This is a genomic window from Rhodococcus sp. NPDC003318 (assembly GCF_042879035.1).
In the GTDB taxonomy this organism is placed as follows: domain Bacteria; phylum Actinomycetota; class Actinomycetes; order Mycobacteriales; family Mycobacteriaceae; genus Rhodococcus_G.
Genome location: NZ_JBIAOU010000008.1, coordinates 37,674 through 54,881, shown reverse-complemented (window position 1 = coordinate 54,881; position 17,208 = coordinate 37,674). Strand labels below are relative to the sequence as shown.

Here is a 17,208-nt window from a genome sequence, read left to right as displayed (position 1 = left end):
GGCGCTACCTCGGGCGCGCAACCGGCTCGCGCACGCGGCGCGAGATGAGTGCGGTGGCGTCGAGAGTGGCGAGTTCGTCGGCGAGCGCGCGGGCGCGGAAGCGGCGCTCCGGGGAGGTGAGCACCTCGTCGACGGCCCGCCGGATCGCGGTCGGCGAGGGCGAGCCCGAGCGGATCCTGATTCCCGCTCCGGACCGCGCCACGCGGGCGCCGATCTCGGCCTTGTCCTCGGTGCTCCCGGCGACGACCAGCGGAACCCCGTGCGAGAGTGTGAAATGCACTCCGCCCCAACCGCCGTTCGTGACGACCGCGTCGACGTGGGGCAGGAGCACACCGAACGGTACGAACTCGGTGACGATCACGTTGGGGGAGGTGCGCCGCACCGCCTCGACGGGGCGTCCGCCGGTGGCGACGACGACCAGGACGTCCGCGTCGGAGAGGGCATCGACGGTGGGCTCGATCAGGGTCCCGAGGTCGTGGTTGTCGAGCGTGCCCTGAGTGACGAGTACCACAGGACGGTCGGTGTCCAGTCGGTCCCACCACGGCGGTCGCGGCCAGTCCGCGGGGGCGGCGGGCAGGATCGGACCGACGAAGGTCAGGCGCTCGCCGATGTCGGTGCGGGGGTATTCGAAACCGGGGGTGGTCAGCACGAACACGTCGTCGGCGTGGAGCGGCCAGTCGAGCAGGAAGCAGGCCGCGTCCGTGCCGGTCACCCGGCGGGTCTCGCGGGCCGCGACCGCCTGTGCGCGGCGCATCACCACCGTCCGGGTGCCCGCGCCCAGGACGCGGTTGCGCAGGCGTCCGAACCGGCCCGTGGACGGCGGGAGACCGGGGCCGAAGGGCGCGGTGTCGATGCTGCTCGCCATCAGCGGAGAAGTGCAGACGGCGAACACCTTCGGCCGGCCGTCCGGTGTGGTACCGACGAGGGGCAGCGCCCCCATGAACAGGTTCTCGACGATCACCGTGTCCGCACCGACCTCGTCGATCGCGTCGACGATTGCGCGGTACTGGTCGCCGGCCAGCGCGGCGAACATCCGCTCCGCGTCGAACAGTGACCGCAGGAAGGCGGGCCTGCGGGAGCGTCCGGGAAACCGCTCGTCGAGGCGGGTGTCGTCGTAGTCGCAGCTCGGGGGCAGTGCGACGAACCGCAGGCCGGCGCGCTGCGCACGTTCGGCGAAGGCACGTCCGGTCAGGATGGCGACGTCACAGCCGTCCTCCACCAGGCGGCGGCCGATGGCGAGCATCGGCTGCACGTGCCCGGTCAGGGGCGCACTGCAGAGCAGAATCGAAGCCACTGGAGTCCTTTCGGGCAGGCGTTCGCCCTGGGTGTTCGCGGGGATGCGCCCCGGGGACGCAGCGACGTGCGGGGGCAGCAGTCGTTCAACGTACCGCTTGCATCCGTGATTAGGGTGCGCTAACTTTTCGACGTCAAGGCTTCAACCGTCGCACCCAGGTCTCCTCGGCGCGCCCATTCCCGCAGTGTTCCGCACTGCCTGCTGCTGTCCATCCCCAGTTCCGGAGCGCCCCATGACCACTGCCTACATCAACCGCATCAGCACCGTGGTGCCCGAGCACGACGTCCACCAGGCGTTCGTCGACTTCGCGGACGCCACCTTCACCGAACGCCGCAAGCAGTTGCTGTTTCGCAGAATGGCCGATCGCTCGCAGATCTCCCACCGGTACGCGGGCATCGGCTCGCCCGCGGCCTTCTACGGCGACGACCCGAACAAGGTCGACACCGAGACCCGGATGCTCGAGTTCGAGCGCAGCGCACCGGATCTCGCCGTCCGCGCGGTCGAGGGACTCGATCTCGGCGACCGGGCCGCCGAGATCACCCACCTGATCGTCATCACCTGCACCGGATTCTATTCGCCCGGTATCGATTTCGAGATCATCAAGCGGTGCGGGGTGCCGCAGTCCGTCGAGCGCACCCAGATTGGGTTCATGGGCTGCTTCGCGGGCATCAACGGCCTCAAGCTCGCCCACCACATCGTGCGGTCCGAGCCGAATGCGCGGGTGCTCGTCGTGAGTCTCGAACTCTGCTCCCTGCACCTGCAGCGGTCCGAGTCGCTCGAGACCATGCTCTCGTTCCTGGTCTTCGGTGACGGATGCGCCGCGGTGCTGGTCACCGCCGACGAGGAGGGCATCGCGATGGACTCGTTCAAGGCGGTCATGGTGCCCGAGTCCGCCGAGCTCATCACCTGGCGCATCGGCGACATCGGCTTCGACATGGTGCTGTCCGGCAAGGTGCCCGGCGCGCTCGGTCGTGCGCTCGACGAGCCCAACCTCAAGGAGATCCTGGCCGGGGCCTCGAAGGACTCGATCGACCTGTGGGCCGTGCATCCCGGCGGCCGGTCGATCCTCGACGCCGTGCAGGACGGCATCGAGCTGGCCCCGGACGCGCTGTCCGCGTCGCGGTACGTGCTCGACAACTACGGCAACATGTCGTCGGCCACCATCTTGTTCGTGCTCGCCGAGATCATGCGTCGGGCCGAGAACGGCGGGCCGACCGGTTCCGGCTGCGCGATGGCGTTCGGGCCCGGGCTGACCGCGGAGACCATGCTGTTCCACATCTGAGCGTGTTCGGCACCTGAGGGGCCGTCCGGCGAGGTCACAGAACACCAACGGTTCGGTGTGGACCCCGCCGGAGGCCTCGCGGTACGGGTGTGTCGGGTGTTTCACTTGCTTCGCTTGTGAACTCCGGGGGCTGTGGTGACTGCCCCGTCGAACCCGTGCCCCGAAAGGAGAGCGGTGCCGCCGGACGAATCCGGTTGTGCCCATTCCCCGATGACGAGAGCCGCCTCGATGACGAGATCCGGTCTGGCCGTGGGCGTGGTCGCCGTCGCGGCCACCGCCCTGCTGGTGCCGATGTCCGCCACCGCCGATCCCGCCGCGGGTGCGCGGGCGGCGGGCGTCGCCGCGCCGATCGACCCGCTCGCCGGGAAGAAGGTCTTCCTCGATCCCGGTCACCAGGGCACCGGGCATTCCGAGGACCTCTCCAGGCAGGTCGACGACGGGCGCGGCGGGACGAAGGACTGCCAGACGACGGGCATGACGACCCTCGGCGGGGTGCCGGAGCACACCATCACCTGGGACGTCGCCCAGCTCGTCAAGGCCGGGCTCGAGAACCTCGGGGCCACCGTCGAGCTCAGCCGCCAGGACGACACCGGCTGGGGCGGCTGCGTGGACGAGCGGGCGCGAGCGGCCGGCGCATCCGGCGCCGACCTCGCTGTGAGCATCCACGCCGACTCGACCACCGCGGGCGAGGACACGACCCGGCACGGCTTCCACCTGATCGTGCCGACGCTGCCGATCCCCGACCCGAAGGTCGACGAGGTGCAGTCCGGCGCCGGCCGCGTGGCGACCGAAGCGATCCGTGACGCGTACGTCGAGGGCGGCTTCACCCCCGCGAACTACGCGGGGGTCGTCGACGGGATCCAGACCCGCGACGACATCGCCGGTCCCGCGCTGACCACCGTCCCGCTCGCCTTCGTCGAGATGGGCAACGGATCCAACCCCGACGACGCCGCGGTGCTCGAGAGCCAAAACGGACGCCTCGAGCACGCCGTCGCGATCATCGTGGGTGCGGTGGACTACCTGATGGGCGCCGGCGGCACCGACGCGGCCGCGGCGACAACCCCGACCACGACCGCCCCGACCACGACCGCGGCACCGGCGCGGGCCGCGGACACGCCGGCCACCACCACGCCCGCGGCGCCGGTCACCACCACGGCGCCCGCGGGGCAGGACCTCGGGGCGATCGGGGCCCTGCTCGACGCACTCGGGCTCGGCGGTGTCGCGGACCTCGTCGACGCCGAGGATCTCGGCGACCTGGTCGGTCTGCTCAGCGCCCTGCTGGACCTGGTGGGCGCACAGGGCTGACCGGGCCGAGCCCGGCGCACACCACCACGAAACGGCCGGGGCCGGACACCATCGCGGTGTCCGGCCCCGGCCGTTGCTGTCGGGAGGGCAGCTGTCGGGAGGTCAGCCTCCGAGAGCTCCGGAAACGAGGGCGTCCGAGACCGGCTCGCTCGCGGCGAGCGATCCGGTGTCGACGGAGCCGGACGCGACGAGCGACCCGGCCGACTCGGAGGTGAGGACCGCTTCCGCGGAACCACTGTCGGTCGAGCCCGCGCTGAGGAGGCTGTCGGGGAACAGGACGCCGAGCGAACCGCCGAACGCGAGCCCGGCGACCGAGCCCCCGACCTTGGCGGTCTTGGCCTCCACCTCGAACGCGACCAGCGCGCGCTCCACGCAGCCCGCGGCTGCGGTCGAGATGATCGCCGCCGGGCCGTTGATCACGGCGATGATCCGCTTCGTGGCGGCGTTGACGAAGACGAGGACGTTCTTGGTTGTCAACTCGTCGGTGGTGTTGCCCACCAGGGCGCCGAGGCCGCATTCGCGCAGAGCCTTGACGCCGATCTCGCCGGCCGCGCTCTGGATGGCGGTCTCCGCGTCCTCGGCGGTCGCGGCCCGCTGGAGCGCGTCCACGGCCGTCGAGCCGGTCGAGTCGATCGACTCCACCTGTTCGGTCGCGGCGACCGCAGGCTGGGCGGTCGCGACCCCGGCGCTCAGGCCGAGAGTCAGTCCGAGCGCGCCGATCACGGTCGCAGTACGCTTCATCGTCATATTTCCCGCCGTGTGAGAGTGCTCGCGCCGGTGCCGCGAGGAGGTGTGACATGCCGAAAGGCGCCGTTATTACATCGTGATCCCGGGGCATCTGCAACGCCCAGGCCGGTGGTTGTGACGGGAACCACCGCGGGTGCGGTTCGGGAAACACGCTGTTCACAAAGATTTTACCGGTTCGAGCGCGCGAAACCCGATTCACTACGATGGCCAGCGAATCGACGGCAGCGACCGAGGACGGGGTGCGATGGTGCGGAGGCGTGTTCCGGTGGTGCTGGTGGCCGGCTTCCTCGGCTCCGGCAAGACCAGCCTGCTCAACCATCTGCTCCGCGGCGACCACGGCGTCCGCATCGGCGTGATCGTCAACGACTTCGGCGCCGTCAACATCGACTCGATGATGGTTGCCGGGCAGGTCGATTCGACGGTGTCGCTGAGCAACGGCTGCCTGTGCTGTGCGGTGGACGTCAGCGAGATGGACACCATGCTGGACCGGTTGACGCAGCCGCGGTCGAACATCGACGTCATCGTCGTCGAGGCCAGCGGCCTCGCCGAGCCGCGCAACATGGTGCGGATGATCCTCGGCAGCGAGAACCCGCGGATCGGCTACGGCGGGTTGGTCGTGCTGGTCGACGCGGCCGAGTTCGAGGACTCCCGTCGACGTCACCCCGAGTTGGATCTGCACGTACGGATGGCAGACCTGGTGGTGCTCAACAAGATCGACCGTCTCACCGAAGAAGGGACCGCGGCCGTTCGCGGCAGTGTCGACGCCCTCGCCGACCGCGCGCCGGTGCTCCCGGCGACCCACGGCCGGATCGATCCGCGACTCCTCTTCGACGAGGTCGTGCGGGTCGACGACGGTCCTCGGCAGCTGAGCCTCGACGAACTGCTCGTCGCCGGCGGCCACGAGCACGACGAGTGTGGGCATGTGCACCTGCACGACCACTACCGCAGCGTGAGCTTCACCTCCGACGCGCCGATGGATCCTCGGGCGCTGGTCCGATTCCTGGAGAGCCCGCCCGCCGGCCTGTATCGCTCGAAAGGCTTCGTGTACTTCGATGTTCCCGGTCACACGCAGCGGTACCGGCTGCAGACCGTCGGCCGCCACATCCGATTCGACCGCGGATCCTGGGGTCGGGGAGAGCGGCGCGGCACGGAGCTGGTGCTGATCGGATCGGGCATGGACACCGCCGCCGTGGAGCGGGAACTGCGGGCGTGCGTCGCGGAGGGATCCGAGGTCGCCGGCCCCGAGACCATGACCGGGGTCCACCGCTACGTGGTGGAGTCCTGATCCCGGGGGCCGACACCCGACCCGACGACTACGGACGTGTCGCGCGACGCCGGCGCTGGTTGCTGCCGCCGGAGCGCGGCGTCTCGCTGCTGTACACCGGGGTCGCGCCCGCCGCGGCGGCCTGACCGCGACCGCGGCCCCCGCCCGATCCGCGACCGCCGCGCGACGCCGAAGCCTCTGCGCCGGTGCGGGTTCCGCCGGCCGCGCCCTGACCGCGCCCGCGCCCGGTGCCCTGTCCCTGACCGCTTCCACGGCCGCGACCGCCCTCGGCTGCGGGACGGCCACCGCCTTGCCCCGCGCCGCGGGCGCGGCCGCCACCACGCCGACCGCCACCCTGACCGGCCGGCTGCGTCGCCGGCTTCGGTGCGGGAATCACGTGCGGGGCGATCTCGCCGACCAGTTCGGTCACGGCGGGCGAATTCGCCGTCACCTGCTGCGGGGTGACGGTGATCTTGGCCTTGCGCATCAGCGCCGCGAGGTCCTTGCGCTGATCGGGCAGGACGACGGTGACCACGTCGCCGGCGCTGCCCGCGCGGGCGGTGCGGCCCGAACGGTGCAGGTACGCCTTGTGTTCCGCGGGAGGATCGACGTGCACGACGAGTTCGACCTCGTCGACGTGCACGCCGCGGGCCGCGACGTCGGTGGCCACCAGCACCCGCGCCTCGCCGGAGGAGAAGGCGGCCAGGTTCCGGTCGCGGGCGTTCTGCGACAGGTTGCCGTGCAGGTCCACCGACGGGATCCCGGCCTCGGTGAGCTGCTTGGCGAGCTTGCGGGCCTGATGCTTGGTGCGCATGAACAGGATTCGGCGTCCCGTACCCGAGGCGAGCTTGTGCACGAGGTCCTTCTTGTCGCCGGGACCGGCGACGTCGAACACGTGGTGGGTCATCGCGGCGACGGGGGAGTTCGCCTCGTCGACGGAGTGCAGTACCTGGTTGTGCAGGAACTTCTTGACCAGGATGTCGACGCCGTTGTCGAGGGTGGCGGAGAACAGCAGGCGCTGGCCGCGATCCGGTGTCGCCTTCAGGATGCGCGTCACGCCGGGCAGGAAGCCGAGATCGGCCATGTGGTCGGCCTCGTCGAGGACGGTGATTGTGACGCCGTCGAGCGAGACGAAGCCCTGCTTCATCAGGTCCTCGAGCCGGCCGGGGCACGCGACGACGATGTCGACGCCCGCCTCGAGTGCCTTGACCTGGCGGTGCTGCGAGACGCCGCCGAAGATCGTGGTGACGCGCAACCCCGCCGCGTCGGCGAGGGGCTGCAGCGTCGCCGTGATCTGGGTGGCCAGTTCACGCGTCGGGGCCAGGACGAGTCCGCGGGGCTTGCCGGGGCGACGCCTGCCGGCCAGGTCGCCGGACAGGCGCGCGACCATCGGGATCGAGAACGCGAGGGTCTTGCCGCTGCCGGTCTTGCCGCGGCCGAGGACGTCACGGCCGGTGAGGGTGTCGGGCAGGGTGTCGACCTGGATGGGGAAGGGGGCGGTGATCCCGCCGTCGGCGAGTGCCGCAACGAGGGGAGCGGGCACGCCTAGTTCGGCGAAGGACGCAGTCATGTGTCGTGTGCCTTTCGGGCATCGGGTTGCACTGCGCAGCACACGGATCGCGGAGGATCCACGCGCGACTACAGCACAAGTGTGGCGAGATTGCCGGTGGGCAAAATCGATCGCCGTAAGAAGAGTTCGTGCTGCGCACGGGAAAACCGTTCCACGACGGCTGGCGCTGTGGAGCACGCGCCAAGTGACTGTCAGCATAGCCGACCGGACGGACGTCCAGCCGTTGCCTGGATCACAGCAGGCTAGAGCCCGACCCACTCGGTGACGCCGTCCGCGAAGTGCTGCCGCTTCCAGATCGGGACCTCGGCCTTGATTCGTTCCACGAGCAGCGAGCACGCCGCGAACGCCTCGGCGCGGTGCGGCGCGGCCACCGCCGCGACGAGGGCCAGATCGCCTACGGTCAGCGGGCCGACCCGGTGCACCGCCGCAACCGGAAGTCCGGACTCCGCGGACACCTGTTCGCAGCAGCGTCGCAGGAACGACTCGGCATCCGGGTGGGCCTGGTACTCGAGCGCGGAAACGGACTGTCCGCCATCGTGATTGCGCACCACACCGGAGAACAGCACCACCGCACCGTGCTCGGGTCCGGCGACGGCGGCATCCACCGCCGCCGGGTCGAGCGGTTCCGCGGAGATCGCGGCCAGCAGGTCACTCATCGTGCATGCCTCCACCGGACACCTGTGCCAGCAGGTGGTCGAGAATCGGTTCCAGGACGGCGATTCCGTCCCGGACCCCGCCCGGCGAGCCGGGCAGGTTGACGATCACCGTGCGGCCGGAGAGGCCGACCAGTCCGCGACTGAGCGCCGCGTGCACGGTCTTCTCGGTTCCCTTGCGCCGCAACGCTTCCGCGACTCCGGGAAGCTCGCGGTCGAGGACCGCCGCGGTGGCCTCGGGGGTGCGGTCGGTGGGGGAGGCGCCGGTGCCGCCGGTGCTCACCACCAGTGCCGGGCCGCCGGTCAGGGCGTCGGCGACACCGGCGTCGATGTCGGCGTCCGCGTAGACCAGGGGCCCGCGGACGGAGTAGCCGAGCCCGTCCAACCAACTCGCCAGCACCGGCCCGGTGGTGTCCTCGCGGGTGCCGGCCGCGCCCGCGGTGGACGCGACGAGCACGACCGCCGACCGGGCGCCGAGCGCGGCGGCCTCGGGTCGGTGTTCGAGCTCCTCCCGGACCCAGTGGCCGCGCTTGCCGCCCTCCTTGCTCAGCAGGCGCACCCCGTTCAACACGGCGGCGGGGTCGACGGCCTTGACCATGTCGTGCAATGTCAGCCCGGCCACCGCGACGGCCGTGAGAGCCTCCATCTCGACGCCCGTCTGCCCGGTGGTCTTCGCGCGCGCCTCGATCGTGATGGTGGTGTCGGTGAACCCGAACTCGACCTTCACCGACGACAGCGCGAGCTGATGGCACAGCGGGATCAGCTCGGACGTCCGCTTGGCCCCGGCGATCCCGGCGATCCGCGCGGTGGCGAGGACGTCCGCCTTCGGCATGTCGTCGGCCCGCACCAGCGCGATCACCTCGCGGGTGGTCTGCAGTTCGCCCGCCGCGACGGCGATCCGGGCCGTGGTGGCCTTCGCGCTGACGTCGACCATCCGCGCCCGGCCCTCGCCGTCGAGGTGTGTGAGGTTTGCCCCACTCACGGTGTCGTGGTTCGCGCCGCTCACAGCACCCACACCCGCACGTCGTCTCCCGCCTGCATCGTCGTCACGTCCTCCGGAATGTCGATCAGTACATCGGCCCTGGCCAGCGCCGCGACCAGGTGCGATCCCGGCCCCGCTTCCAGTGTCACCCCACCGGGCACCCGCCGCCCACGCAGGAACTGGCGTTTTCCCGCGGGCGACGTGACGGGCACGGTCAGTGTCGAGCGGTCGGTGGGCGCCGCGGGGAGCCCGGCGCTGCCGCGCAGTGCCGCACGTGCGAACACCTCGAACGAGACCAGCGTGCTGACCGGGTTGCCGGGGAAGCTGAGCACGGGGATCCCGTCGACCGCGGTCAGACCCTGCGGTCCGCCCGGCTGCATCGCGACGTGCCCGAACCAGCCTCCGAGCGGGGTGAGGACCTCCCGCACCACCTCGAACTCGCCCATCGACACGCCACCGGAGGTGATCACGACGTCCGCGTCCGCACCGGCCTCGCGGAGCATGCCCCGGAACTCGTCGGGTGTGTCGGTGCTGCGGCCGGTGAAGGTCACCTCGCCGCCGTTCGCGACCACGCTCGCGGCCAGGGCGATCGAGTTCGAATCGTGGATCTGCCCGGGCCCCAGCGGGGTGCCGGCCGGGACGAGTTCGGCACCGGTCGCGATCACCGCGACGCGGGGGCGGCGGCGCACCGGGACCTCGACCAGTCCGACGGCGGCGAACATCGCGATGTGCCGCGCGGTCAGGTGCGCTCCGGCGGCCAGCAGCAGGTCCCCGGCGTGGACGTCGCTGCCGCGGTCGCGGACGAACTCACCCGCCCGTCGTGGGGCGAGGATGCGGACCCGTCCCTCCTGCGATTCGGTGTCCTCCACCGGGACGATGCAGTCGGCGCCCTCGGGGATCGGAGCTCCGGTCATGATCTTGACCGCGGTGCCCGGTGCGAGCCGGTCGGCGCCGGCGTCACCGGCGGCCACGGTCGATGCGACGGTCAGCGTCACCGGGGTGTCACGGACGTCCGCCGCCGCGACTGCGAATCCGTCCATCTGCGAGTTCCGGAACACCGGCAGGTCGATCGGCGCGTGCACGTCGCCGTCGAGGACCCGGCCCAGTGCGTCCGGAACCGCGATGTGCTCGGTCGCGGGCGCCCACGCGCGATCGAGGAGTTCCCGCACGGCCCGGGCGTGCTCCTCGACGGATCTGCTGCTCATGGTCCTCCCTGGAACGTGGGGACCCATCGTAAGCAGCCCCCACCTCGGGGCAGTCATACTGGTCACATGAGCGAGGTGGTGACCCGATGACAGCGACCGTGCGGCCGGTGCAGATGGGGTTGCCTCGCGTGCGCGGCGCGGTCGACGTCACCGATCGTCCCGACGTCCCGGAACTGGTCGACCGGTTCGGGCGGGTCGCCCGCGACCTGCGGGTCTCGATCACCGAGAAGTGCTCGCTGCGCTGCACGTACTGCATGCCCGCGGAGGGCCTGCCCGCGATTCCGCAGTCGCGGCTGCTCACGGCCGACGAGATCGTGCGGTTGGTGCGCATCGCGGTCCGTGACCTCGGGGTGCGCGAGGTGCGGTTCACCGGTGGCGAGCCGCTGATGCGCCGCGACCTCGAGACCATAGTCGGTGGCTGTGCCCGCGCGGTGCCCGGTGTCCCCTTGGCGATGACCACGAACGCCGTCGGCCTCGAACACCGGGCGCAGGGTCTGGCGGATGCGGGCCTGAGCCGCGTCAACATCTCCCTCGACACCGTCGACCGCGCCCACTTCGCGGAACTGACCCGCCGTGATCGGCTCGCGTCCGTCCTCGCCGGCATCCGGGCGGCCGCCCGGGCGGGGCTGACACCGCTCAAGATCAATGCGGTGCTCATGCCCGAAACCCTGGACGGCGCAGGCGATCTGCTGCAGTGGTGCCTCGAGGAGGGCGCGCACCTGCGTTTCATCGAGGAGATGCCGCTGGACGCCGACCACGCGTGGCAGCGGTCGTCGATGGTCGACGCACAGCGACTGCTCGAGGTGCTCCGGCAGCGTTTCGTGCTCACCGAGGCCGGGCGGGAGGATCCGTCGGCACCCGCCGAGGAGTGGCTCGTCGACGGCGGGCCGGCCACCGTCGGCATCATCGCGTCCGTCACCCGCAACTTCTGCGAGGACTGCGACCGCACCCGGCTGACCGCGGAGGGCACGGTGCGCTCGTGCCTGTTCAGCGACCGCGAGATCGATCTGCGCGACGCCCTGCGCGCCGGAGCGAGCGACGACGACCTCGCCGGGCTGTGGCGCGGCGCGATGTGGGACAAGTGGGCCGGGCACGGGATCAACGCGGCCGGTTTCGAACCGCCGCAGCGGAGCATGGGAGCGATCGGTGGCTGAGACGACCGTGGCGGCAACGACGGTGACGGTGCGGTATTTCGCGGCGGCGGAGGAGGCGGCTGGGTGCGGCGAGGAGGCCGTGTCCCTGGTGGCGGGCGCCACCCTCGGGGACCTGCGCGCCGCGCTGATCGACCGGCACGGAGCCGCGATGGAGCGGGTGCTCACCGTGGCGGCGTTCCTGCAGGGCGACGAACTGACGCGGGACCTGGGCGTCGCCGCGGCGGACCGGGTGGACGTGCTGCCGCCGTTCGCGGGCGGCTGATCCGCTCAGTTCTCGGCCAGCCACCGATCGAATGTGACTGTCCCGTAGGTGTTCTCCGGTGTCAGGTTGCGTCCCTCGCGGAGGAAGCGGCCCGCCCCGCCGGGAACCGGCAGCCCGACGACCAGCGCCCGCGAGCCCGTCACGCGCTTCCACGTCTGTGCGAGTTCCCGCATCGACGTCACCACCGGCCCGCCGATCTCGACGCGGTCCCGGTGCACCTCGGCGAGCGCGGCGTCGGCGAGGGCACGTCCCACCTCGGCGGGGTCGATCGGCTGGAACCGTGCGCCCCGGACCGCGGGCAGCACCCCGACCCGGGCGGTCGCAGCGAACACCGACCGCAGCAGCGTGTGGAACTGCGTGGCCCGCACGATCGTGGTCTCGAGTGGTGAGGCGGCGTAGATCCGCTCCTGCTCGGTCAGGGCCGCGTAGTACGAGAAGTCGAGACCGTCCACTCCGACGATCGACAGCAGCACCGCCCGGCGCACCCCCGCCGACTCGGCGGCGGCGAGAAGATTCCGGGCGCCGTCGGTGAACACCGGCCGCGTCGCCTTGGTCTGCCCGTTGACGGCACTGACCAGAACGTCGACACCGCCCAGGGCGTCGGCGAGCCCGGCACCCGAGAGCAGGTCACCGGACCGGTGGTCCACCCCACCGGCGGCAGGTGCGTGCCTGCTCAGGATCCGCACGTCGTGGCCACCGGCGGCCAGGGCCGCGACCGCCGCGCTGCCCGCGGTCCCGGTACCACCGGCGACCAGCACCGTGGTCATCGCGTCACTTCCACCAGTCGTCGAGCGGGGTGACCGGCACGGCACGCTTGTGCCGCGTGTTCCGGAACATCGTCTCCACCTTCCCGGCGACCTCGTCGGTGACGTCCTTGCCCTCGAGATAGTCGTCGATTTCGCTGTAGCTCAGGCCCAGTGCCTCCTCGTCCGGGAGGGCGGGCCGGTCGTCCTCGAGGTCGGCGGTCGGGACCTTGCGCCAGGTGCTCTCCGGCGCACCGAGGTACTGCAGCAGCGCCGCACCCTGCCGCTTGCTCAATCCGGTCAGCGGGGTCACGTCGACGCCGCCGTCGCCGTACTTGGTGAAGAAGCCCGTGATCGCCTCCGCGGCGTGATCGGTGCCGACCACCAGATATCCGAGCTGACCGGCGATCGCGTACTGGATGACCATCCGCTCGCGGGCTTTGACGTTGCCGCGCACGAAGTCCCGCAGTTCGCCGTCGTGGCCGAGGATCTCGGCGAGACCGGCCGCGCTCTCCGCGGCCGCCGCCTCGGCGCTCGGCTTGACGTTCACGGTCACCGAGCGGTCCGGCCCGATGAACTTCAGCGAGATCTGCGCGTCGTGCTCGTCGGCCTGGACGCCGTACGGCAGGCGCACCGCGACGAACTCCGCGTCGACTCCCTCGGATCGCAGTTCCTCGGCGGCGAGCTGGCACAGCCTGCCGGTGAGCGTGCTGTCCTGCCCGCCGCTGATCCCCAGGACGAAGCCCTTCGCCAGGGTGGAACGTAGGTAGGCCTTGAGGAAGTCGACGCGGGCACGCACCTCGGCGGCCGGGTCGATCGTCGGCTTCGCGCCGAGTTCCTCCAGAATTCGTGCACGCAGTGTGGACATGGGCGTGACTCTAGCGAGATGGCTGCCGCGGCGCGAAGGATAGAGTCGGCCGGTGACCGAAGTCCCTGTTCTCGTCGTCTCCGCCACCCGTTCCGAGGCCGCGCACGTGCCCGCCCGGTTCGAGGTCCTCGTCACCGGGATCGGCAAGGTCGACGCGGCGATCGCGGTGACCGAGTCGCTGAGCCGGTATCCGGACAGCGCCCGCCCGACCGTAGTCAACATCGGCACCGCCGGCGCCCTGCACGGCCACCACGCCGGCCTCTACGTGCCGTCGGAGGTGCTCAACCACGACCTCAGTGCCGAGGTGCTGCGGTCGCTGGGCTACCCGGCGCAGGAACGCATCTCGCTCGACGGCGGCGACGGATCGGTCCTCGCCACCGGCGACGTGTTCGTCTCCGACCCCGTTCTGCGCGACGAACTCGCGCGGCGCGCGGACCTGGTCGACATGGAGGGGTTCGCGGTCGCCGCGGCGTGCGTTCGGCTCGGTGCGCGCTGCCGGCTGGTCAAGCACGTCAGCGACCACGCCGACGAGTCGGCGATGGACTGGCCCGCCCAGGTCGACGCGAGCGCACGCATCCTCGGGGCGTGGCTCGCCGACCACTACTGAGTCGGCGAGTGCCGCGGCGCGTGTGCGCCGGCGTCACCTGGCGTGCAGGCCCAGACCGTGGCCGTTCACGTTCATCAGCCGCAGACGGTCCGACTCGATCGTCGCGGTGGTCGTGCCGTCCAGCGCGGTGAGGACCGCGGTCTCGACCTCGGCGACGTCCGGTTCGCACATCATTCGGGTGGTGGCGAGCGGACCGAACGTGACGGTGTCGCCCGCGACCTCGGCGGTCCCGGTGAAGTTGTTGCAGCCGGTCGAACCGGTGACGGTGCCGTCGTCCGCGATCAGCAGGGTGGGCATCGAGTCCTCGATCGCCAGCGACGACGTGACGGCCGACCGGCTGATGGTGGCGTCGACCACCCAGGCGGTGCCGACCAGTGGCCGGTCCGGCTGGGCGACCTTCTTGTCGAGCAGGGTCACGGTCGCGTCGTCGGTGCTCAACTGCAGGGTGTCCCCGTCGAGGGACCAGTTGGGGCTCGCGGCGAAGAACTCGGCCACCCAGGCGTCGGCGCCGGCGCGGCCGCCGGGGCACGCCATCATCGTGGTGGCCAGCGGCCCCGTCACGGTGATCCTGTCGTCGGAGAAGTCCGCGGTGCCCACGGCACGGTTGCAGCCGGCCGCGGCGGACAGTCGGTCCGGTTCCTCGAACGAGACGGTCAGTGGGCCGCCCCCGGGAATCGGCGTCCCCTCGACCTCGGTCGAGACGAAGGTCCGGCCCACCAGGTCGGCCTGGGGCGGCTCCGGTGCCGCCGCACTCGAGTCCGAGCAACCGGCGAGGGCGGCGACGGCCAGTGCGGCGAGCCCGATCGAGCGAAGAAGGCGCATGCCTGGAGCGTAGTGACCGGAGCGGCGTCGCGGGGTGGGCGACACAGGCGTGGGAGGTGTCGACGCGGCTCGGCGCTCAGGCGGCGGTGACGCGGCGGGCCAGGTCCTCCCAGGCGTCGGCGATCCGCTCGATCGGCATGTGGAGGTCGCGGACCTGGTGCAGGACGAGGGTCGCCTCGAGCGGGGCGAGCAGGCTCTGCGCCAGCAGTGACAGGTCGCCGGTCGTGCCCGCCGCGCGGAGCAGCGTCACCACGTGCGTCAGGCTCACCTGGCGGGCCGGACCGCCGAACCGGAGTTCGGGTGAGACCTCGACCGCCCGCAGCACGTCGCCCTGCACCTCGACCATCCCCAGCCGGGCCCGGCCGTACGCCACCAGTCGGTCGATCGGACCGGCGCCCGGTCCGAGTGGGGGAGGCCCGTACATGAACGCGTCCTGGAGTTCGCGCTCGGTGTGGTCGAGGAGGGCGTGCATCAGTCCGGACCGGCTGCCGAAGCGGCGGAAGACTGTGCCCTTGCCCACACCCGCGCGGGTCGCGACCGCCTCCATCGTGACGGCGTCCACGCCCCGTTCGGTGACCAGGAGAGCGGCCGCATCCAGCAACAATGCGCGGTTGCGGGCAGCGTCGCAGCGTTCGACGTCGGGGGCGTCGGCCATCGGGACGGGGGAGGATTGCACGCACCGATGGTACCGGCGCGGGAACAAAAGTGGACCGCGGTCCGGTTAGAGTGGTCGTACTGGATCGAACCAGCCCCACGAACTTTGTGAAGGATCAGCGCATGTCCCAGACTCGTGTTCTCGCCCTCGTCGGCAGCCTGCGTGCCGGCTCCGTCAACCGCCAGCTCGCCGAGACCGCCGTCAAGGTCGCCCCCGAGGGCGTCGAGGTCACGGTCTACGAGGGCCTGGCCGACGTTCCGTTCTACAACGAGGACATCGACGCCGGTGAGGTCGCCGCGTCGGTCGAGGCCCTCCGCGCTGCCGCCAACGAGGCCGATGCGCTGCTGCTCGTCACCCCCGAGTACAACGGCACCATCCCGGCCGTTCTCAAGAACGCCATCGACTGGATCTCGCGGCCCTACGGTGCCGGTGCCGTCAAGGACAAGCCGGTCGCCGTGATCAGCGCGTCGCCGTCCGGCAACGCCGCGCAGTGGGCGCACGAGGACACCCGCAAGGCCGCGAAGATCGCCGGCGGCGCCGTTCTCGAGGACGTCTCCATCTCCATCGGTGGCACCATCGACAAGTTCGGGGACAAGCACCCGAGCGAGAACGCCGAGGTCGCGGCCCAGGTTGCGGCCGTCGTCGCCGGCCTCGCCGCCGCTGCCGGCGAGCTCGTCAACGCCTGACCACGTTCCGCTTCCACGGGCCCGGGTGGTGCATCTGCACCACCCGGGCCCGCGTGCATTCCGGGGCTGTCGGGGGCGAGGGCTCTCAGTTGTGCAGGCCGGCGACGAACGAGGAGATGTTGCCGCGCACCCGCTCGACCTTCTCGTCGAGAGTGAGGGATTCGCGGTAGCGGTTGCCTGCGGCGGGCCGGCGCTTGTTGCGGGCGTACAGCGAGCACGCGAGGTCCGTGCACATGTAGATGCCGATCGTGTTGCCGCGCCGGCCGGACTCGCCCGCCTTCTGCGCCGTCATCAGCGAGACGCCTCCGCCGGTGTGCGTGGTCTTGCAGATCGTGCACATCTGCGCCCTGCCGTTGCCTCCGGTCGAGTACCGGAGGGCCACGCCGGTCAGACTCAGATTGTCCTCTCCCGGCACCACGATGTAGCAGCGGCCGCGCAGCGTCGGATCACCCCAGCCGAGGAAGTCCAGATCCTCCCACGGGCGTTCGGTCAGGTCCTTGGGGACCGTGAGTCTATTGGCGTCGCCCTTCGAACAGTTGACGAACGAGGCCCGGATGTCGGCTTCGGTGACGGGCAGCATGCCTCGAACGTGTCCTTCGTGTCTGTGGGTGCGGGTGGCGACAGCTTCGACGCTATCGACAGGGTGACCCGCAGCGCAACGAGGTTTCGCGAATCGCCACCCGTTCCGGCGCGGTGGCCTACGCGGACTCGTCGCTCAGCGTGACGCGCATGAGTTCCGTCCGGGCGACCACGCGGTCGCGTTCGTCGGCGAGCGCGACGCGGCGCTCGTCGTTCATGTACGCGTCCAGCGCGTCCTGCGAGGCGAACGTGAACACCTGGATCTCGAGCGGCGCCCCACCGGAACCGTCGGTGCGGGCCCGCTGCAGCACCCGCCCGCCGTGCTCGCCGACGAGCTCGAGCACCCGATCCTCGTACGCGACGAGGCCCTGCTCCTCACCGGGCCGCGCCCACAGCAACACGCACAGGGAAATGCTCACGGCGGGCAGCGTAGCCGATCCGGGGTGACGCGGCGTGGAGGTGTGGGAGAAAAGACTAGTCGTTCACCGAACCGAGACTGTGATGCAATCACGATCGCACCGTGTTCGGCG

19 protein-coding genes are annotated in these 17,208 nt (G+C 71.1%); 7 read left to right on the top strand and 12 right to left on the bottom strand.

Going from position 1 to position 17,208, the window contains the following annotated elements:
* Positions 1-4: 4 nt before the first annotated feature.
* Positions 5-1,294, bottom strand: a complete 1,290-nt coding sequence (locus ACFYVR_RS14925) for a glycosyltransferase (protein ID WP_387474334.1) — start codon at positions 1,292-1,294, stop codon at positions 5-7.
* A 232-nt stretch (positions 1,295-1,526) separates the two neighbouring features.
* Between ACFYVR_RS14925 and ACFYVR_RS14920 the strand changes: the two genes are divergently transcribed.
* Together ACFYVR_RS14920 and ACFYVR_RS14915 are read left to right on the top strand one after the other, a co-directional pair.
* On the top strand, positions 1,527-2,576 hold the full coding sequence (locus ACFYVR_RS14920; RefSeq protein ID WP_387474332.1) for a type III polyketide synthase: 1,050 nt from the start codon (positions 1,527-1,529) through the stop codon (positions 2,574-2,576).
* A 228-nt stretch (positions 2,577-2,804) separates the two neighbouring features.
* On the top strand, positions 2,805-3,881 hold the full coding sequence (locus ACFYVR_RS14915) for an N-acetylmuramoyl-L-alanine amidase (RefSeq protein ID WP_387474578.1): 1,077 nt from the start codon (positions 2,805-2,807) through the stop codon (positions 3,879-3,881).
* Between the two features lie 102 nt (positions 3,882-3,983).
* Here ACFYVR_RS14915 and ACFYVR_RS14910 read toward each other — a convergent pair whose 3' ends face one another.
* Positions 3,984-4,622, bottom strand: coding sequence for a hypothetical protein (locus ACFYVR_RS14910; RefSeq protein WP_387474330.1), 639 nt, complete (start codon positions 4,620-4,622; stop codon positions 3,984-3,986).
* A 250-nt stretch (positions 4,623-4,872) separates the two neighbouring features.
* Between ACFYVR_RS14910 and ACFYVR_RS14905 the strand changes: the two genes are divergently transcribed.
* Positions 4,873-5,913, top strand: a complete 1,041-nt coding sequence (locus tag ACFYVR_RS14905) for a CobW family GTP-binding protein (protein ID WP_387474328.1) — start codon at positions 4,873-4,875, stop codon at positions 5,911-5,913.
* 28 nt (positions 5,914-5,941) lie between these two features.
* On the opposite strand, the gene ACFYVR_RS14900 is transcribed toward ACFYVR_RS14905, so the two are convergent.
* The 4 genes from ACFYVR_RS14900 to glp form a co-directional block, all read right to left on the bottom strand.
* Positions 5,942-7,462, bottom strand: coding sequence for a DEAD/DEAH box helicase (locus ACFYVR_RS14900; protein WP_387474326.1), 1,521 nt, complete (start codon positions 7,460-7,462; stop codon positions 5,942-5,944).
* A gap of 242 nt (positions 7,463-7,704) precedes the next feature.
* Entirely contained in the window at positions 7,705-8,118 is a 414-nt protein-coding gene (locus tag ACFYVR_RS14895; RefSeq protein WP_387474324.1) for a molybdenum cofactor biosynthesis protein MoaE, read from the bottom strand.
* Positions 8,111-9,097: a bifunctional molybdenum cofactor biosynthesis protein MoaC/MoaB gene (gene moaCB, locus ACFYVR_RS14890; protein WP_387474322.1), complete on the bottom strand. Its 987-nt coding sequence runs from the start codon at positions 9,095-9,097 to the stop codon at positions 8,111-8,113. Before moaCB ends, ACFYVR_RS14895 begins: the two co-directional genes overlap by 8 nt.
* A gap of 20 nt (positions 9,098-9,117) precedes the next feature.
* The gene (glp, locus tag ACFYVR_RS14885) at positions 9,118-10,302 is read right to left on the bottom strand and encodes a gephyrin-like molybdotransferase Glp (protein ID WP_387474320.1); all 1,185 of its coding nucleotides are present in this window, start codon (positions 10,300-10,302) and stop codon (positions 9,118-9,120) included.
* 98 nt (positions 10,303-10,400) lie between these two features.
* Here glp and moaA point away from each other — a divergent pair, with 98 nt between their 5' ends.
* Entirely contained in the window at positions 10,401-11,456 is a 1,056-nt protein-coding gene (gene moaA / locus ACFYVR_RS14880; protein ID WP_387474576.1) for a GTP 3',8-cyclase MoaA, read from the top strand.
* Positions 11,449-11,718, top strand: a complete 270-nt coding sequence (locus ACFYVR_RS14875; protein ID WP_387474318.1) for a MoaD/ThiS family protein — start codon at positions 11,449-11,451, stop codon at positions 11,716-11,718. Before moaA ends, ACFYVR_RS14875 begins: the two co-directional genes overlap by 8 nt.
* Positions 11,719-11,723: 5 nt before the next feature.
* On the opposite strand, the gene ACFYVR_RS14870 is transcribed toward ACFYVR_RS14875, so the two are convergent.
* Positions 11,724-12,485 carry an SDR family oxidoreductase gene (locus tag ACFYVR_RS14870; RefSeq protein ID WP_387474316.1) on the bottom strand — a complete coding sequence of 254 codons (762 nt, stop codon included), beginning with the start codon at positions 12,483-12,485 and terminating at the stop codon, positions 11,724-11,726.
* 4 nt (positions 12,486-12,489) lie between these two features.
* Positions 12,490-13,329: an ammonia-dependent NAD(+) synthetase gene (gene nadE / locus ACFYVR_RS14865; RefSeq protein WP_387474314.1), complete on the bottom strand. Its 840-nt coding sequence runs from the start codon at positions 13,327-13,329 to the stop codon at positions 12,490-12,492.
* Positions 13,330-13,381: 52 nt separating this feature from the next.
* Here nadE and ACFYVR_RS14860 point away from each other — a divergent pair, with 52 nt between their 5' ends.
* Entirely contained in the window at positions 13,382-13,936 is a 555-nt protein-coding gene (locus ACFYVR_RS14860) for a nucleosidase (protein WP_387474312.1), read from the top strand.
* 33 nt (positions 13,937-13,969) lie between these two features.
* On the opposite strand, the gene ACFYVR_RS14855 is transcribed toward ACFYVR_RS14860, so the two are convergent.
* Both ACFYVR_RS14855 and ACFYVR_RS14850 read right to left on the bottom strand, forming a co-directional pair.
* Positions 13,970-14,758: an META domain-containing protein gene (locus ACFYVR_RS14855; RefSeq protein WP_387474310.1), complete on the bottom strand. Its 789-nt coding sequence runs from the start codon at positions 14,756-14,758 to the stop codon at positions 13,970-13,972.
* A gap of 76 nt (positions 14,759-14,834) precedes the next feature.
* Positions 14,835-15,413, bottom strand: a complete 579-nt coding sequence (locus tag ACFYVR_RS14850; protein WP_387474574.1) for a helix-turn-helix domain-containing protein — start codon at positions 15,411-15,413, stop codon at positions 14,835-14,837.
* Between the two features lie 122 nt (positions 15,414-15,535).
* Here ACFYVR_RS14850 and ACFYVR_RS14845 point away from each other — a divergent pair, with 122 nt between their 5' ends.
* Positions 15,536-16,099: an NADPH-dependent FMN reductase gene (locus ACFYVR_RS14845; protein WP_387474308.1), complete on the top strand. Its 564-nt coding sequence runs from the start codon at positions 15,536-15,538 to the stop codon at positions 16,097-16,099.
* Positions 16,100-16,184: 85 nt separating this feature from the next.
* Here ACFYVR_RS14845 and ACFYVR_RS14840 read toward each other — a convergent pair whose 3' ends face one another.
* Together ACFYVR_RS14840 and ACFYVR_RS14835 are read right to left on the bottom strand one after the other, a co-directional pair.
* Positions 16,185-16,679, bottom strand: coding sequence for an FBP domain-containing protein (locus ACFYVR_RS14840; protein ID WP_387474306.1), 495 nt, complete (start codon positions 16,677-16,679; stop codon positions 16,185-16,187).
* Between the two features lie 118 nt (positions 16,680-16,797).
* On the bottom strand, positions 16,798-17,097 hold the full coding sequence (locus tag ACFYVR_RS14835) for a hypothetical protein (protein WP_387474304.1): 300 nt from the start codon (positions 17,095-17,097) through the stop codon (positions 16,798-16,800).
* Positions 17,098-17,208: the final 111 nt, after the last annotated feature.